Source organism: Aquimarina macrocephali JAMB N27 (assembly GCF_000520995.1).
GTDB classification, from domain to species: Bacteria; Bacteroidota; Bacteroidia; order Flavobacteriales; family Flavobacteriaceae; genus Aquimarina; species Aquimarina macrocephali.
On record NZ_JACA01000005.1, the window covers coordinates 312,950 to 334,719 of the forward strand.

23 protein-coding genes and 1 pseudogene are annotated in these 21,770 nt (G+C 32.6%); 18 read left to right on the top strand and 6 right to left on the bottom strand.

Annotated elements, in window-relative coordinates; genetic code table 11:
- Positions 1-31: 31 nt before the first annotated feature.
- On the bottom strand, positions 32-1,102 hold the full coding sequence (aroB, locus tag Z054_RS0106540) for a 3-dehydroquinate synthase (protein WP_024769278.1): 1,071 nt from the start codon (positions 1,100-1,102) through the stop codon (positions 32-34).
- Between the two features lie 150 nt (positions 1,103-1,252).
- Between aroB and Z054_RS0106545 the strand changes: the two genes are divergently transcribed.
- From Z054_RS0106545 to Z054_RS0106555, 3 genes are all read left to right on the top strand, one after another.
- Positions 1,253-2,425 carry a proline dehydrogenase family protein gene (locus Z054_RS0106545; RefSeq protein WP_024769279.1) on the top strand — a complete coding sequence of 391 codons (1,173 nt, stop codon included), beginning with the start codon at positions 1,253-1,255 and terminating at the stop codon, positions 2,423-2,425.
- Between the two features lie 123 nt (positions 2,426-2,548).
- On the top strand, positions 2,549-2,926 hold the full coding sequence (locus tag Z054_RS0106550) for a VOC family protein (RefSeq protein WP_024769280.1): 378 nt from the start codon (positions 2,549-2,551) through the stop codon (positions 2,924-2,926).
- 19 nt (positions 2,927-2,945) lie between these two features.
- On the top strand, positions 2,946-3,515 hold the full coding sequence (locus Z054_RS0106555) for a pentapeptide repeat-containing protein (protein WP_024769281.1): 570 nt from the start codon (positions 2,946-2,948) through the stop codon (positions 3,513-3,515).
- Positions 3,516-3,610: 95 nt separating this feature from the next.
- Here the strand turns inward: Z054_RS0106555 and pdxR are convergent, their stop codons facing one another.
- Complete coding sequence (pdxR, locus tag Z054_RS0106560; protein ID WP_024769282.1) at positions 3,611-5,116, bottom strand: MocR-like pyridoxine biosynthesis transcription factor PdxR; 1,506 nt, start codon at positions 5,114-5,116, stop codon at positions 3,611-3,613.
- A gap of 83 nt (positions 5,117-5,199) precedes the next feature.
- Between pdxR and Z054_RS0106565 the strand changes: the two genes are divergently transcribed.
- From Z054_RS0106565 to Z054_RS0106595, 7 genes are all read left to right on the top strand, one after another.
- Positions 5,200-5,859, top strand: a complete 660-nt coding sequence (locus tag Z054_RS0106565) for a pyridoxamine 5'-phosphate oxidase family protein (RefSeq protein ID WP_024769283.1) — start codon at positions 5,200-5,202, stop codon at positions 5,857-5,859.
- 8 nt (positions 5,860-5,867) lie between these two features.
- Complete coding sequence (locus Z054_RS0106570; RefSeq protein WP_024769284.1) at positions 5,868-6,317, top strand: pyridoxamine 5'-phosphate oxidase family protein; 450 nt, start codon at positions 5,868-5,870, stop codon at positions 6,315-6,317.
- A gap of 12 nt (positions 6,318-6,329) precedes the next feature.
- Positions 6,330-6,635 carry a DUF1272 domain-containing protein gene (locus tag Z054_RS0106575; protein ID WP_024769285.1) on the top strand — a complete coding sequence of 102 codons (306 nt, stop codon included), beginning with the start codon at positions 6,330-6,332 and terminating at the stop codon, positions 6,633-6,635.
- A gap of 29 nt (positions 6,636-6,664) precedes the next feature.
- Entirely contained in the window at positions 6,665-7,126 is a 462-nt protein-coding gene (locus Z054_RS0106580; RefSeq protein ID WP_024769286.1) for a GNAT family N-acetyltransferase, read from the top strand.
- A gap of 51 nt (positions 7,127-7,177) precedes the next feature.
- The gene (locus Z054_RS0106585; protein WP_024769287.1) at positions 7,178-7,708 is read left to right on the top strand and encodes a GNAT family N-acetyltransferase; all 531 of its coding nucleotides are present in this window, start codon (positions 7,178-7,180) and stop codon (positions 7,706-7,708) included.
- A 6-nt stretch (positions 7,709-7,714) separates the two neighbouring features.
- On the top strand, positions 7,715-8,236 hold the full coding sequence (locus tag Z054_RS0106590) for a GNAT family N-acetyltransferase (protein WP_024769288.1): 522 nt from the start codon (positions 7,715-7,717) through the stop codon (positions 8,234-8,236).
- A gap of 305 nt (positions 8,237-8,541) precedes the next feature.
- Complete coding sequence (locus tag Z054_RS0106595; RefSeq protein ID WP_024769289.1) at positions 8,542-10,443, top strand: tetratricopeptide repeat-containing sensor histidine kinase; 1,902 nt, start codon at positions 8,542-8,544, stop codon at positions 10,441-10,443.
- Position 10,444: 1 nt separating this feature from the next.
- Here Z054_RS0106595 and Z054_RS0106600 read toward each other — a convergent pair whose 3' ends face one another.
- The 4 genes from Z054_RS0106600 to porX form a co-directional block, all read right to left on the bottom strand.
- Positions 10,445-10,819, bottom strand: a complete 375-nt coding sequence (locus tag Z054_RS0106600) for a DUF4258 domain-containing protein (RefSeq protein WP_024769290.1) — start codon at positions 10,817-10,819, stop codon at positions 10,445-10,447.
- 101 nt (positions 10,820-10,920) lie between these two features.
- The gene (locus Z054_RS0106605; RefSeq protein WP_024769291.1) at positions 10,921-12,123 is read right to left on the bottom strand and encodes an alanine dehydrogenase; all 1,203 of its coding nucleotides are present in this window, start codon (positions 12,121-12,123) and stop codon (positions 10,921-10,923) included.
- A gap of 95 nt (positions 12,124-12,218) precedes the next feature.
- On the bottom strand, positions 12,219-12,620 hold the full coding sequence (gene tsaE, locus Z054_RS0106610) for a tRNA (adenosine(37)-N6)-threonylcarbamoyltransferase complex ATPase subunit type 1 TsaE (protein ID WP_024769292.1): 402 nt from the start codon (positions 12,618-12,620) through the stop codon (positions 12,219-12,221).
- Between the two features lie 48 nt (positions 12,621-12,668).
- Positions 12,669-14,219 (bottom strand): T9SS response regulator signal transducer PorX, encoded by a 1,551-nt coding sequence (porX, locus tag Z054_RS0106615; RefSeq protein WP_024769293.1) that lies wholly within the window; start codon positions 14,217-14,219, stop codon positions 12,669-12,671.
- A gap of 145 nt (positions 14,220-14,364) precedes the next feature.
- Here porX and Z054_RS0106620 point away from each other — a divergent pair, with 145 nt between their 5' ends.
- The 8 genes and pseudogenes from Z054_RS0106620 (at position 14,365) to sucD (ending at position 21,756) form a co-directional block, all read left to right on the top strand.
- On the top strand, positions 14,365-15,594 hold the full coding sequence (locus Z054_RS0106620; protein WP_024769294.1) for an HD domain-containing protein: 1,230 nt from the start codon (positions 14,365-14,367) through the stop codon (positions 15,592-15,594).
- A gap of 24 nt (positions 15,595-15,618) precedes the next feature.
- Complete coding sequence (gene lpxD / locus Z054_RS0106625; RefSeq protein WP_024769295.1) at positions 15,619-16,647, top strand: UDP-3-O-(3-hydroxymyristoyl)glucosamine N-acyltransferase; 1,029 nt, start codon at positions 15,619-15,621, stop codon at positions 16,645-16,647.
- Positions 16,640-18,043 (top strand): bifunctional UDP-3-O-[3-hydroxymyristoyl] N-acetylglucosamine deacetylase/3-hydroxyacyl-ACP dehydratase, encoded by a 1,404-nt coding sequence (locus Z054_RS0106630; RefSeq protein ID WP_024769296.1) that lies wholly within the window; start codon positions 16,640-16,642, stop codon positions 18,041-18,043. Before lpxD (Z054_RS0106625) ends, Z054_RS0106630 begins: the two co-directional genes overlap by 8 nt.
- Positions 18,044-18,055: 12 nt before the next feature.
- Positions 18,056-18,838, top strand: coding sequence for an acyl-ACP--UDP-N-acetylglucosamine O-acyltransferase (lpxA, locus tag Z054_RS0106635; RefSeq protein ID WP_024769297.1), 783 nt, complete (start codon positions 18,056-18,058; stop codon positions 18,836-18,838).
- A 42-nt stretch (positions 18,839-18,880) separates the two neighbouring features.
- Positions 18,881-19,447 carry an elongation factor P gene (efp, locus tag Z054_RS0106640; protein ID WP_024769298.1) on the top strand — a complete coding sequence of 189 codons (567 nt, stop codon included), beginning with the start codon at positions 18,881-18,883 and terminating at the stop codon, positions 19,445-19,447.
- A 24-nt stretch (positions 19,448-19,471) separates the two neighbouring features.
- Positions 19,472-20,410, top strand: a pseudogene (gene lpxD / locus Z054_RS27960) (UDP-3-O-(3-hydroxymyristoyl)glucosamine N-acyltransferase); the annotation flags it as partial.
- Positions 20,393-20,809, top strand: coding sequence for a nuclear transport factor 2 family protein (locus Z054_RS32420; protein ID WP_241461395.1), 417 nt, complete (start codon positions 20,393-20,395; stop codon positions 20,807-20,809). The pseudogene lpxD (Z054_RS27960) and the gene Z054_RS32420, both read left to right, overlap by 18 nt.
- A gap of 74 nt (positions 20,810-20,883) precedes the next feature.
- A complete protein-coding gene (gene sucD, locus Z054_RS0106650; protein WP_024769300.1) occupies positions 20,884-21,756 on the top strand; it encodes a succinate--CoA ligase subunit alpha in 873 nt (290 codons plus the stop codon).
- The last annotated feature ends 14 nt before the right edge of the window (positions 21,757-21,770 follow it).

A 21,770-nucleotide genomic window follows, 5' to 3' on the forward strand; every position in this document is an offset into this window, starting at 1 on the left:
ATCATGAAATAAACACACTGTATCTCTTACATTATGAAGAAGCATAATACTCAAAGGATTTAAGAATCAACTCATCAGATACGACACAGTTATATTTTGCTTCACCAATAGTATTTAATAGAACAAAATAAATATTTCCTTTTTCATTCTTTTTATCATGAATAAGAAGTTCCATAATACTTTTATAATCTCCTGCGTCAATATCTATTTTTGGAAACGTAGCCAAAATTACTGCTCCAATATATTGCAAATCTTCCCTTGCTAAGGATAGTAGTTCTGTAGATATATAAGCTTCCATGATCATTCCTATAGCAATTGCCTCACCATGTAGTAGTGTAGGTTTTTCTGGATGAGTTAGATAGAAAGATTCGATAGCATGACCTAGTGTATGACCAAAGTTAAGATACTTACGAACATTTTGCTCAGTAGGGTCTTCAGAAACAATCTTGTTTTTAATCACCACAGAGTCATAGATCATTTGATCCAGATCTTCAAAATTAAGTTGAGAAAGATCGCTTATTTTTTTCCAATAACTTCGATCTTGAATAAGGCCGTGTTTTAGCATTTCTGCAAACCCGCTACACATTTGATTTACTGGTAGGGTTCCCAGGTATTCTGTATCAACAAGAACCATTTCGGATTCACTAATTACACCTACCATATTTTTTAAGTTACCCAGATCAACACCGGTTTTTCCTCCTACAGAAGCATCTACCATTGCCAGTAGTGAAGTTGGGATATTGATATAGCTAATTCCTCTTTTGTAGGTACAAGCTATAAAACCACCTAGATCTGTAATAACACCACCACCCAGATTGATCATTAAACTTTTTCGATCCATACCTAATTCAGAAAGAGCATTCCAGATACCACTGCACGTTTCAATATTCTTATGAATTTCACCATTCTCTATTTCAATAACCTCGATATCATATTCTTTTTCAATCTTACTCATCAATAAAGACAAACAATGTTCATGGGTGTTATCATCCACCAGAATACATATTTTTGAATGGTTTGCTGTTGAGAGGTAAGTGTTTAATGCAGTATAGCATTCCTGACCAAAATAAACGACTGAATCTTTTGAAACTATGGGCTTCATATAGTATTAAATTATGAGGAGCGAAATTAAGCAGAATTTATAATAAAATAAACTCGCAAGTTCTATATTTGCAGATATCTTAAAATAAATGCAATGTATGCATAGAAATTAATCATATTTCTACGTGCATATTTTTAAAATTAACTTTTGATGAACCAAAACAATTTGTTTGATAATACTGAGACTGCATTTACCTTAAAAAGCGACTCAGAGCTAGAAAGAGCGTACTTTCTGTTTAAAATGATTTCTAATGAACCCTTGGTTAGAATAGGAACTGCGGTTACAAATTTTGCCATAAAAGCACATTTGCCAGTTCAAGGGTTGATAAGAGCAACTGTTTTTGATCATTTCTGTGGAGGAGTTAGTGAAGAAGATTGTTTATCGGTAGTAGATAACATGTATGGCAAAAAGGTGTGTTCTGTATTAGATTATTCGGTAGAAGGAAAAGAAGAGGAGGCACAATTTGATGCCGTATTAGAGAAAACGATAAAACTTTTGGAGTTTGCAGATCAAAAAGATGCAATGCCTTTTGGGGTATTTAAACCTACAGGATTTGGTCGTTTTTTAATTTGGCAAAAGAAAACCGAAGGCACTCCTTTAAATGCAGAAGAAGAAAAAGAGTGGGAGCGTATCGAAGAACGTTTTGATATGGTATGCAAAAAAGCCCATGATTGCGATGTAGCTTTACTAATCGATGGAGAAGAAAGCTGGATGCAGGGAGCTGCAGATGAATTGGTGGCTAAAATGATGAGAAAGTATAATAAAGAAAAAGCTATAGTATATAATACATTGCAACTTTATAGACATGATCGCCTGGAGTATTTACAAAAACTACATGAAGAAGCAAGGGTATATGATTTTAAGATTGGTATAAAGATTGTACGTGGCGCGTATATGGAAAAAGAAAACGAACGTGCTAATGAAAAAGGATATCCTACACCTATTTGTAAAGATAAAGAACATACAGATCAGAACTTTGATACTACAATGAAATATATTCTTAAAAACATAGAAGATATCTCTGTTTTTATAGGAACGCATAATGAAGATAGTAGTTACTTGGCAATGAAATTAATGACAGAACTTAATATTGCCAAAGATGACTTTAGAGTTTGGTTTGGACAATTATATGGTATGAGTGATCATATTAGTTTTAATCAGGCAGAAGAAGGGTATAATGTGGCAAAATACCTGCCTTTTGGCCCTGTACGTGATGTAATGCCATACCTAATTCGAAGAGCAGAGGAAAATACTTCGGTTGCTGGACAAACCAGTAGAGAATTAAATTTACTTTCTCAAGAGAAGAAAAGAAGAAGACTATAGGTATACCTTAGAAATTTTGAAAACGAAATTTCAGAATTTCTCGTATTTACAGATTTTAAAAGATGTATATGGGATAAAATGAGGTATATAGTACTGTTTTTATAAGTTAAAAAGAATATAAAAATGAATCTAAACCAAGTTACCATCCCATCCCTTGATGTTGAAACATCTATTTCTTTTTATAAGAAACTAGGTTTACATCTTATTGTTGAATCATTACCGCAGTATGCGCGTTTTGAATGTGTAGATGGTGATGCTACTTTTTCTATCCACCTGGTTGATGCATTGCCCGGAAATAATGGTGTACATATATATTTTGAAACTGAAAAATTAGATAAAGAAGTAGAGCGTCTTACTAGTGAAGGACTGCAATTCGACTTACTGCCAACAGATCAACGATGGTTATGGCGAGAAGCAAGACTTAAAGATCCTGATGGTAACCTAATCATTTTGTATTTTGCTGGAAATAATAGAAAAAATCCACCCTGGAGAATAAACTAACGTATTGACACCTATTTTTATGAGTAATCCAGTCATCGATCAAACCTTTGAAAATCAGGATTTTTCTAATCAAAAATTACCATCAAGAGAATATGATAATTGCATATTTATAAATTGTAATTTTTCTAAGACAGATATGTCTGTGGTTACTTTTTTAGAATGTAGATTTGATACCTGTAATTTTAATACTGTAATGATGAAAGAGACTTCTTTTCAGGAAGTTACTTTCGAAGCTTGTAAAATGCTGGGATTAGATTTTGGTACATGCAATGATTTTCTATTTGAAGTAAAATTTGATCACTGCAACCTTGATTATATATCTTTTTATGGTTTTTCTATGAAAAATACTAGGTTTAACGATTGTAGCTTAAAAGAAGCAGATTTTACAGATACCAACCTTACTGGTTCAATATTGTCTAATTGTAATTTATTAGGAGCAATTTTTGAAAGAACTATTGCCGATAAAGTTGATTTTAGAACCTCTAAAAACTTTACAATTGATCCAGAAATCAATAAGCTAAAGAAAGCCAGATTTAGTGCATCAGGACTTATAGGGTTGTTGACAAAATATGATTTGGATATTGAGTAGTTTTTTTAGGGCTTTAAAGATAAAGAGGTTGAAAAATCAACATCTTAAAATTCTTTATGAACGATATCCAAAAGAATATATTGATGATTATCATATCAATTAGAATTGGATGTGATATTAATTGATGTAAAAATTGTTACCAATCGCTCAATGACTTCGCGAATCTCTTCTTCATTTAATGAAGCAAATCCCATTCTAATTCCATTATGTCTTGAGTTATCATTATCATAGCGACGCCAATCCGGGTTAAGCTCCATGTCTAGTTTTTCGGCTTCAGCACATATTGTATCCCAATGGTATGCTTTGTTTAGTTTTATCCATATCGCCATTCCGCCTTTAGGGATTTCAAAATCAAAATAATCATCTAATTTTTCTTTTAATAAAGAGCAAAACAGATCTCTTCGTGTTTTATAAATTTTAAGAACCTTGTTACAATGTCTTTGTACATCTCCTGTACTAATCATTTGAGCCAGAGTTTGTTCTAGCAGAGCATCACCTTGCCGATCGATAATCCGTCTTAACCTGGCAGCTTCGTCAACAAAATCTTTTGGAGCAACTAAATATCCAATCCGAATAGAGGGGGCGATGATCTTGGTGAACCCTCCAATGTAGATTACATTTCCGTGGTCATCATTACTGGCTAAGGGTAAAATTGGAGCATTACTATAATGAAAATCATAATCATAATCATCTTCGATAATTGCAAAATTATGATATTGAGCTAATTGCAATAAATGCATGCGTCGTTCTGCAGAAAGCGTTACGGTAGTTGGGTGATGGTGGTGAGAAGTAGCATAAACAGCACTAATTTGTTTGGTTTTACAAAGTTTTTCGATGGCATTGGTGTCCAATCCTTGGTTATCTACTGGTACTTGCTCTATATGTGCACCTGCCTCTCTAAATGTATTATCAGCAGTCATATAATTGGTATTGCCAACAACAATAATCTTATTTTTTGCAGAAAGTAGTAATTGGCCATTTAAATAGATTCCCATCTGGCTTCCACGAGTAATTAAAATATTATCAATAGTAATATGCAATCCTCTGGTTTGATTAAGATAAGTAACCAAAGCTTTTCTAAGTTCTAAATTTCCATATGTAGAACCATAGGTAAGTAAATCTTCATGGTAACTTTTTTTAGTAATGTTTCGATATATTTTTGCAATTTCCTCTATAGGTGCTAATCTATGATCGGGACATCCATCATCAACAACTAGCATTTTTTGATTGATTTTATTCTTAGTTTTACGTATTAAATGTGGTCGAGTCAGGAATGGGAAACCGCTTTTCTCTTTTCTGTTGTTTTTTGGAGCTGGTTGAACAAAATTTTTAGGATTAACTACAGGTAGAGAACTGGTAACAAAGGTACCTTTTGTTGGAATAGCCTCAACCCATCCTTGTGAGATAAGTTCTTCATATGCCGAAATTACTGTTTTGCGATGAATGTTAAGATCGTTAGCTAGTTTTCGAGACCCTGGCAATTTTGTAGAAGGCGGTAGCTTTCCAGATTTTATGAATCCAATAATCTGATCACATAATTGAAGGTATAGATTGCGATTACTATTTCTGACAAGGATTATGTTATTTTTAAATGGAAACAAAACTGGACTACTAATTATTTATAAACTGGATTACTTTAACACACCATAAAACTATTATTTTTGAGTAAGAAATAAAACAAATTATGGTAGAATATTCAATTTCAGAACTTAATAAAGTAGTTCGTGGTCCAAAAAGAGCAAATTACGATGTAAATACTATTAATTCCATATTGGATGATGCATTTTTATGTCATGTTGGGTATGTTTTTAAAAATCAGGCTATTGTGATTCCTATGGCATACGCCAGAAAGGATGATAAGCTCTATTTGCATGGATCACTAAAGAACCGCATGATGTTGAGTTTGTTGGATGCGGGAGAAGCTAGTATATCAGTAACGCATCTTGATGGATTGGTATTAGCAAGGTCGGCTTTTCATCATTCTGCAAATTATAGATCGGTGAATGTATTTGGTAAAGTGAAAAAAGTAGAAGATCCACAAGAAAAAATGGACGCTCTGGAATGCATACTTAATCATATGGTTCCTGGTCATTGGGATAATGTGAGGCAACCAAACGAAAAAGAATTTAAAGGAACTTTAGTTTTAGAAATTAGTATAGAAACGGCTTCAGCAAAAGTAAGAGCAGAAGGAGTAAATGATGAACCTAGTGATCTTGATTTACCGATATGGGCTGGAGTAGTTCCTATTAAACAAGTAGCTTTTGATGCGATTTCTGATAATGATCTACCAAAAAATATAGAAGTGCCAAAAGCAGTATTAAATTATGTGAAGAATAATAAATAATAATAGAAATGCTTACTACCGAAATAAAAGAATATGTTAATAAAAGTGTTTTATGCTGGTTAGCTACATCTTCATTGGATAATATTCCTAATGTATCACCCAAAGAAGTTTTTACGTATTATAGTAATACTAATATTATTATTGCCAATATTGCTTCTCCACAAACCGTTAAAAATATTAGAGAAAATAATAATGTATGTGTTAGTTTTATAGATGTCTTTGTTCAAAAAGGTTTTCAGTTAAAAGGAGTGGCTAATATTGTGGCAAAGGATGATCCAGATTATACTTCTATCCAAACCCCTTTGTTACAGATAACGGGTGGTAAGTTTCCATTCGCAACAATCACAAATATTGTTGTTAAAGAGGTAAAGCGAATACTAGCACCAAAATATATTTTATATCCAGAAACTACTGAAGGGCAACAAATACAAAGTGCGCTAAAGCAATACAAACCATAAAAAAACAAGGATATGTTAGAAATAAGACCTAATTGTGAGCATTGTAATAAAGCTTTACCTAATGATAGTGATGAGGCAATGATTTGTTCTTATGAATGTACCTTTTGTACTAGTTGTGTGGATACTGTTCTGCATAATGTATGTCCTAATTGCGGAGGTGGTTTTGAAAAAAGACCAACTCGACCGGTAAATTGCCTAACGGGTAATTGCGTTGAAAAACACCCTGTAGGTACAAGAGTAGTATACAAACCAATTAATAAAAATGCTTTTAAAGAGATTTTGAAAGAGTTTACTAACATAGAACCGAGAAAAAGATAAGAACAAATCTAAGTAACATACTACAAAAAATGAATATTAAAATTATTGAAACTACTGTTGAAGAATTAGATGTTTTGACACAATTATTTGATCAATATATGGTTTTTTATAAGAAGCCTTCAGATACAAACAAGTACAGGTCTTATCTAAAAGAAAGGCTTCAAAATAAAGAGGCAACAGTCTATTTAGCTTTAGATGATAATACTAGAAACCCTGCAGGTTTCGTATTAAATTACTATTCATTTAGTTCAGTATCACAGGGGGAAATATTGATTTTGAATGATTTATTTGTGGTACCTGAGTATCGTAAAAAAGGAGTTGCAGAACGGTTAATTAATTCAGCTTTTGATTTAGCAAAACAAGTTGGAGCTATAAGAGTAGATTTAGGAACAGGAAAAGATAATGCTACAGCTCAAAGATTGTATGAAAAGATTGGATTTGTAAAGGATGAAGATTTTTATGCATACAGTTACACTATTAGAAATAATTGAGATTCTAAAATAGTAACTTAAATAAATTTACTGAAGAAAAGATGATAAAAAATGAAGACGATTGATATAAGAAGAGCAACTATAGAGGATGCAGAAAAGATTTCGTCTTTAGGAAGAAAAACTTTTGATGAATCTTATGGAGAATTTTTTAATAATAAGAATAACCTGATAAGTTATTTGGATTGGGCTTTTTCTATTGAAAAAATCAAAAATAGTTTGACAAAACCCGAAAATCTATATTGGTTGGTTACTGACACTTATAACTCATTACCAATTGGATATGCCAAATTAAAATTAGATTCCCCTTCAGAACTTATTGATGAAGAGAATATTTGTAAGCTTCAGCGTATATATTTATTACAAGGATATGAGGCAAGAGGTATAGGAGGGAAGTTACATCAGTATATTGTGCAAGCTGCTGTTGATAGTAAGCACAATTACCTATGGTTATCTAATCTGAAACTAAAAAAACAAGCTGTTGCTTTTTATAAAAAGAAAGGCTATCAAATTGCAGGAGAACATAACTTTACTATTGGCGATGAAACTTTTGAGTTTTGGGCAATGAAAACTAAACTGAAATAATTCTTAATGAGTAAAGATTTGAAGTATAGAGTAGCCGATATAAATGACCTGGATGGATTACGACAATTAGGGAAAATTTCATATGCAGAGTTTTCAAATGTATTAAGTACAGAGAACTGGAACATATTGAGTGCTATTTTAGAAAGCGAAGAAAATGTATTAAATCTTATAGAAATTAGTAAAATTTTTATTTGTGAAATAGATTCGGGTATAGCTGGGATGATTTATTTCATTCCAAATGGAAACCCAACAGAATTGTACGAATCTGATTGGTGCTATATACGATTCTTGGGTGTTGATCCAAAATATCGAGGTCTTGGAATAGGAAAAGAACTAGTTGATTTCTGTATAAGGTATGCAAAAAAGAGCGAAGAAAAAATCATTGCACTTCATACATCAGAGTTTATGAATGCTGCTCGGATCATGTATGAGAAAAAAGGATTTAAAAGAGTAAAAGAAATTGAACGATTAGGAAAAAGATATTGGGTGTATACCATGAAACTTGGTTTCTTCACAAAACTCAGTTAAAGAATAAAGATATGTGTTGCTTTTTTTTGAATAAAAGATTCGAAGTCGAGCAACCACATTTTTGAAGAAAAGAGGAGAATATTTAGGCTTTTCTTTATTGTAAATTACAGTTACTCAGTTTTAATTTTTTATTCCAAATATGAATGTAGTTCTGTAAAAAGTGATCTTTTTTCGGATATTTTTGTCCGAATTCCTTTTGGAGATCAATTTTATATCTAAACAATTAGTATATTACCACCTAACTCATTTATTTCTTTTTATGAGTGTAACTACAATGTGAATAAACCTAACTTTATTTTTGTGTAATGAATTGCATTCATAACAATATTCTTACCCTAGTTTTTATTCTTTCAACGTTCCATCTGTATAGTCAGCAGGATTATTTCAAAACTCTTGAGAGGCAATTTGATAGTATTGAGAACGAGTCATCTGATAAAGCATTACTACATGCTCGAGGGATGGTAGACTATAGTGTGAAATCTAAAAATAATACCTACATGGTTAGTAGTTATGTAAAACTAGCCACCGCTTATGAGAATTTAGCGAAGTCAGATTCTGCAGTTGTGTTTTATGACAAAGCTCTTGATATAAGTAGAACCGTTGATAGTGATACTTTGTTTGCTTTTTCAGTAATAAGAATGAGCCAATTAAATAGTATACGCGGAGATCAGGAAAAAGTTGTAGAGTTAATTTTTGAAGCACTACAGAAAATAGAAGATAATCCAAATCCAAAACAAAAACATGAATTGTATTATAAACTTTCTGAGGTACATAGAGAACTAGCGAGTTTTGATAAAGCAAAGCATTATCTACAGCTTATCATCGAAGAAACAGAATTAGATCATTTACTGGCAGCTGCATATAACTCTTTGGGATTGATTCAATATAGTAATAAGGATTATTATAACGGAAAAGCTAATCTTTTAAAAAGCTTAGAGTTGTATAAGGAACTAAAAGACAACAATAATATTTGTAAGATTTTAATCAATCTAGGAGCGATGCATTACAAATTAAAAAAGATTGAGGAGTCTAAAGAATATCTAATTGAAGCAAGTAAATTGACTAAAGAATTCGGCTATATAAATTTATATAGCATGGTTCTGATTAATCTATCTGTGATATATCATAAAGAAAAAGATTATGAAAAGGAATTAGTTTATTTAAAAAAAGCTGAAGAATTGGCTAAGGAGACTGGTAATTATCAGGCACTTTCTACAGTTGCAAATAATATGATACTTGTATATGCTTTGCAATCCGATATTAAAAAGGTTAGGCGATACATCGTTAGATATCGTAATGCAATTGATAGTTTATATAATTTTAACCGTAATCAAAAAATATTTGAAATAGAGGCTAAATATGAAACTTCAAAAAAAGAATTAGAAATAGCACGTCAAAAAGAGTTGGTGCTTACTCAAAGAACACATATCGTTATTGCTATAGTATTGGTCATGCTATTAAGTATGATATTATATATGTATATACAACGTTTGAAGAGTCAAAAACTATTATATACGAATCAGAAAGAGCTAAACGAGGAAAAGGTTAGCAATTTATTAGATACACATAAGTTGCAAAAAATCAAGGCGTATGTTGATGGTCAAAATGAAGAACGAGAAAGAATTTCAAAAGACTTACATGATGGCATTGGAGGGAGTTTAGCTGCTATCAAGATGCGATTGAATCGTATAAAGAATAGGTTGCCTTCAGAGTTAGAGCCCATAATTACTAGTGTAGATTCTACTTACAATGAAATTCGATCCATTTCTCATGACTTAATGCCAAAAAATATTAATCACTTGTATTTTACAGATTTAATGAAAGAACTAGTTGGTTTTTCTACCAGTAAAGATATAGAGTATAAATATTATATTCATCCTGAGAAAAAACTAAATAGTATATCAGAAAGTCTACAATTAACAATTTATAGAATTATTCAAGAATTGATAACTAATATAAATAAGCATGCCCAGGCGACCGAAGTATCCATAAATATTGCAATTCATGAAGAAAGTAATATAGTGAATATGATAGTTGAAGATAATGGTAGAGGTTTTAATACTAAAAAAAACAATTCGGGAGTTGGATTAAGAAGTATAAAACAAAGAATATCAGATAATAATGGACTTATAAAAATAGATTCTAACTATGGTATTGGTACGGTAATTTGCGTAGAACTTCCGATAAGAATAAGTAAGTATAGTTAAATTATTGAATAATATCCAACACATTAACTCTGGCAATAGAATCACAATTTTCAATAAGCATGCTAATATTTTTTTCTTTAACAGAACCTTCAATGAAATAGATTTTGCAGGAATCTAGTTTGGTATTACTTTTAGAAAAACTTACATCTCCATTTGTTAATAATAATGCAATATCTGCAGTGTCTATTTGGTATTTCAGCATGTTGTCTGATGCTTGTTCAGAAAAAGTTTTTTTCTTTATTCTGATGTTTTTAAGAACCCTGGCCGAGGGACCATAATCACAAGAAGCTTTTTTTCCGCCCAAAAAGAAAAATAAAAGAATAAGACCGATGGCAAATCCACCTAAGTAATAAAATAATCGTTGTGCTAATTTCATAAACAGAATGCAATATTATGATGCCAAAAGTAAGTAAAGTTTTAAAGAATTATACTCTTATGAGTTGCAAAGTTTACTGTAAAAAAATTAGAACATAAATGCTATAAAATTAATAGGTTTATATCTCTATAAGAAAGATCAAACCAATCAGCAATAGGTTTGCTGGTCAAAATTCCATGATAAAAATATAACCCATTCTTAAGTCCTCGATCAAAGCGTACGGCATTTTCTATTCCTCCTTCATCACCAATTTGTAATAAATAAGGTGTAAAGATATTGCTTATCGATAATGAAGATGTTCTGGCATATCGAGAAGGGATGTTGGGTACGCAATAATGTATAACTCCATGTTTTTCAAAAGTAGGGTGGTCGTGAGAAGTAACTTCACTTGTTTCAAAACATCCGCCCATATCTATGCTTACATCAATGATTACTGCTCCCTGTTTCATAGCTTCTACCATTGTTTCTGTAACTATAATCGGAGCACGGTTTTTTCCTCTTATAGCTCCAATTACCACATCACAACGGCGTAAAGCTTTTAATAGATTTTTTGGTTGAATAGTAGATGTGTATAATGGCCTGCCTACATTAGTTTGTATACAACGAAGTTTGGTAATAGAGTTGTCAAAGACCTTTACATTTGCACCTAACCCAATAGCCGAACGTGCAGCAAACTCGCCAACAGTACCTGCGCCAAGAATAACGACTTCTACAGGAGGTACACCACTAATATTACCCATCATTAATCCTGACCCCATAGTTGTGACACTACTCATTAATTCTGAAGCAATGAGTACTGCTGCTGTTCCTGCAATCTCGCTAAGTGCTCTTACAGCAGGATAGGCACCATCGATATCTCTAATAAACTCAAAACCAAGTGCTGTAATTCTTTTTTTAGCAAGTCCCTGAAAATATTCTTTGGACTGTGTTTTAAGCTGTAGAGCAGAAATTAGTACGGTTTGTGGGTTTATAAACTCAAGTTCCTCTAAAGAAGGCGGCTCTACTTTTAAAATAATCGGACATCCAAAAACTTTTCTTTTATCATTAGTGATTTCTGCACCAGCTTCACTATAATCTCTATCGGTAAAACTAGCTCCAATACCAGCATTGGTTTCTAATAAAACTCGATGACCATGTGCTGTTAGTGCAGCCACAGCATCTGGAGTAAGACATACTCGTTTTTCTTGATAATGGGTTTCTTTTGGGATTCCAATAAAAAGTTTTCCTTTTTTGCGGGCTACTTCGATCATTTCTTCCTGCGGTAGCAGCTGCTCTTTGGTAAAAGGAGATTTTGGTGTACTCATTTGCGTGAAATTCTGTAACTCAAATTACGAATAAAAATGCCAAGAAAACAAATAGGATCGCTTATTTGATAGTATAAACTTAATAATCAATACGTCTAAAACGAAAGAATACGCTTTTTATCATCAAGTAAATGGATAGTAATAGTAACACAGTTTTCTGGCAATAAGCTAGAAACTTTTTGTGGCCATTCTATAAATATCCATGCATCAGAATCCAAATATTCTTCAAACCCTATTTGATACGCTTCTTCTTCTTCTTTTATTCTGTAGAAATCGAAATGATATACTAATCCTTTATTACTTTCATATTCATTGACCAAAGAATAGGTAGGACTGGAGATAATATCTTTTACCCCCAGATGTTTACATATTTCTTTTATTAAAGTAGTTTTACCAACTCCCATCTCACCATCAAAGAGAATTATTTTACTCGCTGCATTTGAGATTATTTTTTCTGCCACATCAGGAAGGTCCTGCAAGGTATATTCTATTGTCATTTTAATAATTCGATATTCTAAATCCAGAATACTACAAAAATCTTGAAATTATCTTGGATTTAATACTATAAAAGGAATGATCATTTCTTCTAAAGATACTCCACCATGTTGATATGTATTTCTATAATAACCAACATAATGATTATAGTTATTGGGATATGCAAAGAAATAATCTCCTTTTGCAAAAATAAAAGAACTGCTCATATTTATTGATGGCAAATGTACTTCTTTTGGGTTTGTAGCTTCCAAAACTTCCTTTCTTTCATAGGTAAGACTTTTTCCTGTCTTGTATCGTAGGTTAAGGCTTGTGTTTTTATCACCTATTACCTTAGATGGGTTTTTTACATTTATTGTACCATGATCTGTGGTTATCAGTAATTTAAATCCTAGTTGCTGCGCTTGCTGTATCATTTCCAGTAAAGGAGAATTTCTAAACCAACTTTGAGTCAAAGATCTATACGATTTATCGTTTGAAGCAAGTTCTTTAATAACTTCCATTTCTGTCTTGCTATGCGAAAGCATATCCACAAAATTATATACTACGACTGTTAAATCATTATCTTTTAATCCTTTGAAATTTGCAGCTAAAGTTTTTCCCGATCTTTCATTAGTGATTTTATAATATTCATGTTTGATATCCATGCCCAATCGTTTTAATTGTGCAGTTAGAAAATCATTCTCATGCATATTTTTTCCTCCTTCATCTGTATCATCTAACCAGAGATCAGGATGCATTTTTTTCATTTCAGAGGGCATAAGACCAGAAAAAATTGAATTTCTGGCATATTGAGTTGCTGTTGGTAAAATGCTGCAATACGAAATTTCCTGCTCCTTTTTATAATAGTTATTTATCGTAGGTTCAAAAGCTTTCCATTGGTCATATCGTAGATTATCAATCACTACCAAAAGAGTAGGTTGATTTTTACTAATTTCGGGTACTACTTTTTCTCTAAACAAAGTGTGAGACATTATTGGTGCCTCATTTTTTTTATCAAACCAATCGGGATAATTTTTATCGATAAATTTGCAGAATTGCGAATTGGCTTCTACTTTTTGTGATTCTAAAATTTCGAACATCCCGGTATCTTCAATATTCTCTAGTTGTAGTTCCCAGTAAATTAGTCTTTGATATAAATCAGACCACTCCTCGTATGAATTTACCATAGCCATATCCATAGCTATCTTTCTAAACTCCTGCTGGTAATTCGCTGTAGTTTTTTCTGAAACTAAACGAGAGTTATCCAGGTTTTTCTTTAAACTTAGAAGTATTTGATTTGGATTAACGGGCTTGATTAGATAATCAGCAATCTTACTACCAATTGCCTCTTCCATGATATATTCCTCTTCACTTTTGGTAATCATTACTACAGGAATACTATCTTCTTTTTCCTTAATTTCTGATAATGTTTCTATCCCAGAAAGTCCAGGCATGTTTTCATCCAAAAAAATGATGTCAAAATTATTATCGTCTATTATATCTAATGCTTCAGTACCACTTTGACACTTGGTTACGTCATAGTTTTTCTGTTCCAAAAATAATATATGTGGCTTAAGCAAATCAATCTCATCATCTACCCAAAGTATCTTTATTTTACTCATCAAATTTTATTTTTTTTGTTTATAAACTTAATATTTAGCCTATTTGTTCACTTTACTAAGAAAACTTTAATAATTTAATTTCATTTTGAAATGTTTTATATGCCTAGCATATATGTATATTTGCTCCCGTAAATGCAAGATGAACTTGAAAAAAAGAAATAAGCTTAAAATATTAAACGACCCAATTTACGGTTTTATTACGATACCGAATGAACTAATTTTTGATCTGATCGAACATAAGTATTTTCAGAGGTTACGTCGTATATCTCAGATGGGGCTCTCATATTTGGTATACCCGGGAGCACATCATACTAGATTTCACCATGCTTTAGGATGTATGCATCTTATGCGAAAAGCTGTGAGAGTTCTTAGTTTTAAAGGAGTTACCATTTCTGAAGAAGAGGAGGAAGCCCTTTGTGCAGCAATTTTATTACATGATATTGGTCATGGTCCTTTTTCTCATGCGATGGAACATAGTATTGTAAATGAGGTGAATCATGAATCTATTTCCCTCATGTTTATGGAGAAGATTAATGAAGAATTTAACGGTAGTTTAACGCTGGCAATTCAGATTTTTAAGGGAGAATACCATCGTAATTTTTTACACCAGTTGATTTCGAGCCAACTGGATATGGATCGTTTGGACTATTTGAAACGGGATAGTTTTTATACCGGTGTAGCCGAAGGAAATATTAATAGTGAGCGTTTGATTACCATGCTTACTGTTGTTAATGATGAATTAGTAGTAGAGGAAAAGGGAATTTATTCTGTTGAGAAGTTTTTACTAGCTAGGCGTTTAATGTATTGGCAGGTATATCTTCATAAAACAAGCTTAGTAGCAGAGAATTTATTGATTAGAGTATTAAAAAGAGCTAAAGAATTGGCAGATACTGGGGTGACACTAAAAGCAAGTGAAGCACTAACGTTTTTTCTCAAAAATAAGATAACAGCAGAAAACTTCACTTCCGAAGTTTTGGAAACATTTTCTAGATTAGATGATTATGATATTATTTCGGCAATGAAAGAATGGTCACGTTCAGAAGATTTTGTTTTAAGCACGTTGTCTTCGATGATTATTGATAGGGATCTTTTGAAAATAAAAATTAAAAAGAAGCCTTTTCAGAATCATAAAAAAGAAAATCATATCGAAAAATTTAAGAAACAATATAAAATTTCTGATGAAGAAGCTCGTTATTTTATTTTTGAAGGGACTATTTCTAACCAGGCTTACCACCTTAACAAGCAGAATATAAATATTTTATATAAGTCAAGAAAAATTGTAGATGTAGTTAAAGCTACAGATGAGTTTAATCTTGAAGCCCTATCAAAACCAGTAACCAAATATTTTATGTGCTATCCAAAGTACAAACATTAACACATTTTTTATACTTTTGCTAGAATGATTTTTACAGCCACACAAATTGCGGGTATTTTGAACGGGGAAATCGAAGGGGATGAAACCGTCGAAGTATCTAAACTAGCTAAAATTGAAGAAGGAACTAAAGGTTCATTAACCTTTTTGTCAAATCCTAAATATACCCAATATATTTATTCTACTAATGCATCAATAACTATTGTAGATAAAAACTTTGAGGCAGAGTCCGAAATTAAAACAACTCTTATTAGGGTAGATGATGCATATAAAGCTTTTTCCCAACTACTGGAGTACTATAATATGGTAAAGATGAATAAAGCAGGAATAGAACAACCGAGTTTTATTTCTGAAACAGCATCTTTTGGAGAAAGTATTTATTTTGGAGCATTTTCATATATAGGAGACAATGTTAAAATTGGTGAAAACGCCAAGATTTTTCCTAATGTATATATAGGAGACAATGTAACTATAGGGGATAATGTAATTGTTTTTGCCGGAGCAAAAATATATTCAGAGACTATAATCGGAAATGATTGTGTAATTCATAGCGGAGCTATAGTAGGAGCCGATGGTTTTGGATTTACACCCAATGAAAAAGGAGAATATAGTAAAGTACCCCAAACAGGTAATGTTGTAATAGAAAACAATGTTGATGTAGGAGCGGGTACAACGATTGATAGAGCTACACTTGGATCTACAATCATACGTACAGGAGTAAAACTAGACAATCAAATACAAATTGCTCATAATGTAGAAATAGGAGAACATACAGCAATTGCTGCTCAGACAGGAATTGCAGGATCTACCAAAATAGGTAAACATTGCTTGATTGGTGGGCAAGTAGGTATTGCGGGACACCTTGTTATAGGTAATAATGTGAAAATTCAGGCGCAATCAGGTATAGGAAGAAATATAAAAGACGGAGAAGCTATTCAGGGTTCCCCTGCTTTAGGATATTCTGACTTTAATAAATCTTATGTACATTTTAAAAATCTTCCCAAATTAGAGGATAGAATATACAAACTAGAGAAAAAGATAAACAATAATGAGTGATATTGTCGTAGGAAAACAAAGAACCATTAAAAAGGAGATAAAGCTTACAGGTGTAGGCCTACATACCGGAAAAGAAGTGAATTTAACTTTTAAACCGGCACCCGAGAATCATGGTTATGCATTTTGCAGAATCGATCTTGAAGGCAATCCTATTATTGAAGCTGATGCTAATTATGTTGTAAATACACAACGAGGGACAAATTTAGAGAAAAACGGAGTCAGTATTCAGACATCAGAACACGTCCTTGCAGCTTGTGTAGGATTAGAGATTGATAATCTTTTGATAGAATTAGACGCATCAGAACCTCCAATTATGGATGGTTCTAGTAAGTTTTTTATTGAAGCTCTGGAGCAAGCTGGTATTGTAGAACAAGAATCAGAAAGAGAAGAATATATCGTAAAAGATGTAATATCTTATATTGACGAAGAGTCTGGTAGTGAGATTATTGTAATGCCATCTGATGAATATCAGGTGACTACAATGGTTGATTTTGGGACCAAAGTTTTAGGGACTCAAAATGCTTCTTTAAAGCGTCTGTCGGATTTTAAAAAAGAAATTGCAGATGCTAGAACCTTTAGTTTTCTACATGAATTAGAAATGCTGCTAGAACATGGTTTGATTAAAGGAGGAGACTTAAATAATGCTATCGTGTATGTGGATAAAGAATTAAGTCCAAGTACTATGGAAAAACTTAAAGTAGCATTTGGAAAAGAATCTATTGCTATAAAGCCTAATGGTATTTTGGATAATTTGACATTACATTACCCAAACGAAGCTGCACGCCATAAACTATTGGATGTTATAGGAGATATAGCATTGATAGGAACAAGGATTAGAGGAAAAATCATTGCTAATAAGCCTGGGCATTATGTGAATACTCAGTTTGCTAAAAAGCTTTCGAAGATTATAAAAATTGAAAAACGTAATAAAGTTCCTCAATTTGATCTTTCCAAAGAACCTTTAATGGATATTAATAAGATAATGGGTATGCTTCCGCATAGACCTCCTTTCTTGTTAATAGACAGGATTTTAGAAATGTCTGATAAACATGTGGTCGGCCTTAAAAATGTAACTATGAATGAACCATTTTTTGTAGGACATTTTCCGGGTGCACCAGTAATGCCAGGAGTACTTCAGATTGAAGCGATGGCTCAGACAGGTGGTATTTTAGCATTGAGTACTGTACCTGATCCAGAAAATTACCTTACCTATTTTATGAAAATAGATAAAGTAAAATTCAAACAGCAAGTATTACCAGGCGATACCTTGATATTTAAATTAGAACTTATCACACCCATTCGTCGTGGTATTTGTCATATGCAGGCTTTTGCCTATGCTAATGGCAAATTAGTTACCGAAGCAGAACTTATGGCGCAAATTGTAAAATCAAAATAATCAATAAAATAGATGAATCAACCATTAGCATACGTTCATCCAGGAGCAAAAATTGCAAAAAATGTTGTAATAGAACCTTTTACAACCATACATAATAATGTGGTGATAGGAGAAGGAACCTGGATAGGTTCTAATGTTACTATTATGGAAGGAGCACGCATAGGAAAAAACTGTAGTATTTTTCCAGGAGCTGTTATTTCTGCTACTCCTCAGGATAAAAAATTTAATGATGAAGATACCATAACCGAAATTGGAGATAATACTACGATTCGAGAGTGTGTTACAATCAATAGAGGGACGACCGATAGAATGAAAACCAAAATAGGAAAAAATTGTTGGATCATGGCATATTGCCATATAGCCCACGATTGTATTGTTGGTGACAACTGTATTTTTTCTAATAACAGCACACTAGCAGGTCATATCAATGTTGGTGATTATGTTGTTTTGGCTGGTATGGCTGCGGTACAGCAGTTTTGCAGTATAGGTAATCATGCATTTGTAACAGGAGGATCATTGGTTCGTAAAGATGTCCCTCCATTTGTTAAGGCTGCCAGAGAACCTTTATCATATGTAGGTATTAATTCTATAGGTTTACGCCGAAGAGGATTTACAACAGAAAAAATAAGAGAAGTACAGAATATTTATCGAATATTATACCAACAGAATTATAATAATACTCAAGCAGTAGCGATTATTGAAGCCGAAATGGAAGCAACTCCAGAACGAGATGAGGTTTTAGAATTTATTAAAAATTCTCAGAGAGGAATTATGAAAGGATATTTCTCTAATTAAATAATTCGATAATAGATAATAATCATAAGAAATTAAGGAATAATGGCAAGTACTAGTGATATCAGAAATGGATTGTGTATCAAATACAATCACGACATCTTTAAAGTTATTGAATTTTTACATGTGAAACCTGGTAAAGGACCTGCATTTGTACGTACAAAACTAAAAAGTGTAACTACTGGAAAAGTAATTGATAATACATTTTCTGCAGGACATAAGATAGATGATGTGCGAGTAGAGACACACAAGTTTCAGTACTTATATGCAGAGGGAGATACTTTTCATTTTATGAATACCGAGGATTATAATCAAATCACATTAGAGAAATCCACTTTGGATGCTCCTGGATTATTAAAAGAAGGAGAAGTGGTAACTGTTATTATCAATTCTGAAGACCAAATGCCTCTTTCTGTAGAAATGCCTGCCAGTGTTATTCTTGAAGTAACAGGTACAGAGCCAGGTGTTAAAGGAAATACGGCAACCAATGCTACTAAACCAGCTACCGTAGAGACGGGAGCAGAAGTAATGGTACCTCTTTTTATTAATGAAGGAGATAAAATTAAGGTCGAAACAGAAAAAGGGACGTATAAAGAAAGAATAAAAGAATAACATTTTATATTCCGAATTTTTAGAATGAAATTTCCGCAAGCGCATACCTTACAGCAAATAGCCACTATTATATCGTCAGAGTATGTAGGGGACTCTAATTTCCCTATTTTAGGGATGAATGAAATACATGTAGTTTCTCCAGGAGATATAGTTTTTGTTGATCATCCCAAATATTACGATAAAGCATTGCAAAGTGCAGCAACAGTAATTTTGATTAATAAAGAAGTAGAATGCCCAGAAGGTAAGGCACTCCTAATCTCTGATGATCCTTTTAGAGATTTTAATATACTTACAACATATTTTAGGCCATTTAAAAAAGCTGATTCTTTGATTTCAGAAACAGCCAAAATAGGTAAAAATACAATTATACAACCTGGTAGTTTTGTTGGGAATAATGTAAATATTGGTGATAATTGCCTTATTCATGCCAATGTAAGCATTTATGATAACACTATTATTGGTAATAATGTTACGATACATGCAGGTACCGTTTTGGGGACAGATGCTTTTTATTATCAGAAAAGGCCTCATGGATTTGATAAATTAATTTCTGGAGGTCGTGTGATCATAGAGGATAATGTAGATTTGGGATCGTCATGTACTATAGATAAAGGAGTTACCGGAGATACTATTATAAAAGAAGGAACCAAAATAGATAACCAAGTACATGTTGGCCACGATACTGTAATAGGGAAAAAATGTTTAATTGCTTCTCAAGTAGGCATTTCTGGTTGTGTTGTTATTGAAGATGAAGTAACGATCTGGGGGCAAGTTGGTATTACCAGTGCTATTACTATTGGTAGTAAAGCTATTATTTCTGCGCAATCAGGAGTGAGTAAATCTTTAGAAGCTAATAAGAGTTATTTTGGTACTCCTGCAGATGATTTTAGAAAAAAATACAAGGAGATTGCTGCAATACGACAAATTCCTGATTTGATAGATAAATTGAAAAAAAATGAGAAAACAGTTAAGGATATAGTACGGTCTTTTTATGAAACAGATCTTATTCATAATACTGAAGCCTTTTCTGAATATTTACATCCTGAAATTGAATTGTATTGGAATAGCAGTTTTGGGTTCAACAAGAAAGATTTTAATGATATTATGGGCATGTTTAATGAAATGGCCCTGTCTTTTGAAACTTTGAGATGCGAAATTAGTCACCTTATAGCCGAAGGGAATACAGTGACTATACGATATACATATTATGTTCAAACTATCGAAGCACCAGATAAAGAAGATCCAATAGCTCATTTTATTACAATTTGGGAACTTAAGAATGATAAATTATATAAAGGATATCAAATAAGTCAACAAGTAGATAATGCTCCAGAAAGTATAATGTCATTTATTTCAAAATAATTAGTTTTTCATTTCAACCATAATTTTCAAAAGCTTACTTTTGGAGCTCTAAAAAAATAAAAAATCATAACGCAATGAGTGTTTTAGTTAATAAAGATTCAAAAATTATTGTACAAGGATTTACAGGTAGTGAAGGTACTTTCCATGCAGGTCAAATGATCGAGTATGGAACAAATGTTGTTGGAGGAGTGACTCCCGGAAAAGGAGGACAAACTCATTTGGATAAACCAGTTTTTAATACCGTTGAAGATGCAGTTAGAGAAGTAGATGCAGATACTACAATTATTTTTGTACCACCAGCTTTCGCCGCAGATGCAATTATGGAAGCTGCAGATGCAGGAATAAAAGTAATTATTACAATTACAGAAGGTATTCCCGTTGCGGATATGATTACAGCATCAAACTATATTAGTGATAAAGGATGTAGACTTATTGGTCCAAATTGCCCAGGAGTAATTACACCGGGGGAAGCAAAAGTTGGTATTATGCCAGGGTTTGTATTTAAAAAAGGTAATGTTGGTATTGTATCAAAATCAGGTACACTAACATATGAAGCAGCAGATCAAGTAGTAAAACAAGGACTTGGAATAACTACTGCAATAGGAATAGGTGGTGATCCAATTATTGGTACCACTACAAAAGAAGCGGTTGAATTATTGATCAATGATCCAGAAACAGACTGTGTGGTTATGATTGGTGAAATAGGAGGTCAATTAGAAGCAGATGCTGCAAAATGGATAAAAGAAAGTGGAACCTCTAAGCCTGTTGTAGGTTTTATTGCTGGTGAAACTGCCCCTGCTGGACGTACCATGGGACATGCCGGAGCTATTGTTGGAGGTAGTGAAGATACTGCAGCAGCAAAAAAAGAAATTATGAGAGAATGCGGAATTCATGTAGTAAACTCTCCTGCAGAAATAGGTAAAAAAGTAGCCGAAGTACTCGGTTAGAAATTATACGATTG

Coding starts and splice junctions, on each gene's coding strand:
- aroB (WP_024769278.1), bottom strand. CDS start 1,102: ATGAAGCCCATAGTTTCAAAAGATTCAGTCGTTTATTTTGGTCAGGAA.
- Z054_RS0106545 (WP_024769279.1), top strand. CDS start 1,253: ATGAACCAAAACAATTTGTTTGATAATACTGAGACTGCATTTACCTTA.
- Z054_RS0106550 (WP_024769280.1), top strand. CDS start 2,549: ATGAATCTAAACCAAGTTACCATCCCATCCCTTGATGTTGAAACATCT.
- Z054_RS0106555 (WP_024769281.1), top strand. CDS start 2,946: ATGAGTAATCCAGTCATCGATCAAACCTTTGAAAATCAGGATTTTTCT.
- Z054_RS0106565 (WP_024769283.1), top strand. CDS start 5,200: ATGGTAGAATATTCAATTTCAGAACTTAATAAAGTAGTTCGTGGTCCA.
- Z054_RS0106570 (WP_024769284.1), top strand. CDS start 5,868: ATGCTTACTACCGAAATAAAAGAATATGTTAATAAAAGTGTTTTATGC.
- Z054_RS0106575 (WP_024769285.1), top strand. CDS start 6,330: ATGTTAGAAATAAGACCTAATTGTGAGCATTGTAATAAAGCTTTACCT.
- Z054_RS0106580 (WP_024769286.1), top strand. CDS start 6,665: ATGAATATTAAAATTATTGAAACTACTGTTGAAGAATTAGATGTTTTG.
- Z054_RS0106585 (WP_024769287.1), top strand. CDS start 7,178: ATGAAGACGATTGATATAAGAAGAGCAACTATAGAGGATGCAGAAAAG.
- Z054_RS0106590 (WP_024769288.1), top strand. CDS start 7,715: ATGAGTAAAGATTTGAAGTATAGAGTAGCCGATATAAATGACCTGGAT.
- Z054_RS0106595 (WP_024769289.1), top strand. CDS start 8,542: ATGAATTGCATTCATAACAATATTCTTACCCTAGTTTTTATTCTTTCA.
- Z054_RS0106600 (WP_024769290.1), bottom strand. CDS start 10,819: ATGAAATTAGCACAACGATTATTTTATTACTTAGGTGGATTTGCCATC.
- Z054_RS0106605 (WP_024769291.1), bottom strand. CDS start 12,123: ATGAGTACACCAAAATCTCCTTTTACCAAAGAGCAGCTGCTACCGCAG.
- tsaE (WP_024769292.1), bottom strand. CDS start 12,620: ATGACAATAGAATATACCTTGCAGGACCTTCCTGATGTGGCAGAAAAA.
- porX (WP_024769293.1), bottom strand. CDS start 14,219: ATGAGTAAAATAAAGATACTTTGGGTAGATGATGAGATTGATTTGCTT.
- lpxD (WP_024769295.1), top strand. CDS start 15,619: ATGATTTTTACAGCCACACAAATTGCGGGTATTTTGAACGGGGAAATC.
- Z054_RS0106630 (WP_024769296.1), top strand. CDS start 16,640: ATGAGTGATATTGTCGTAGGAAAACAAAGAACCATTAAAAAGGAGATA.
- lpxA (WP_024769297.1), top strand. CDS start 18,056: ATGAATCAACCATTAGCATACGTTCATCCAGGAGCAAAAATTGCAAAA.
- efp (WP_024769298.1), top strand. CDS start 18,881: ATGGCAAGTACTAGTGATATCAGAAATGGATTGTGTATCAAATACAAT.
- sucD (WP_024769300.1), top strand. CDS start 20,884: ATGAGTGTTTTAGTTAATAAAGATTCAAAAATTATTGTACAAGGATTT.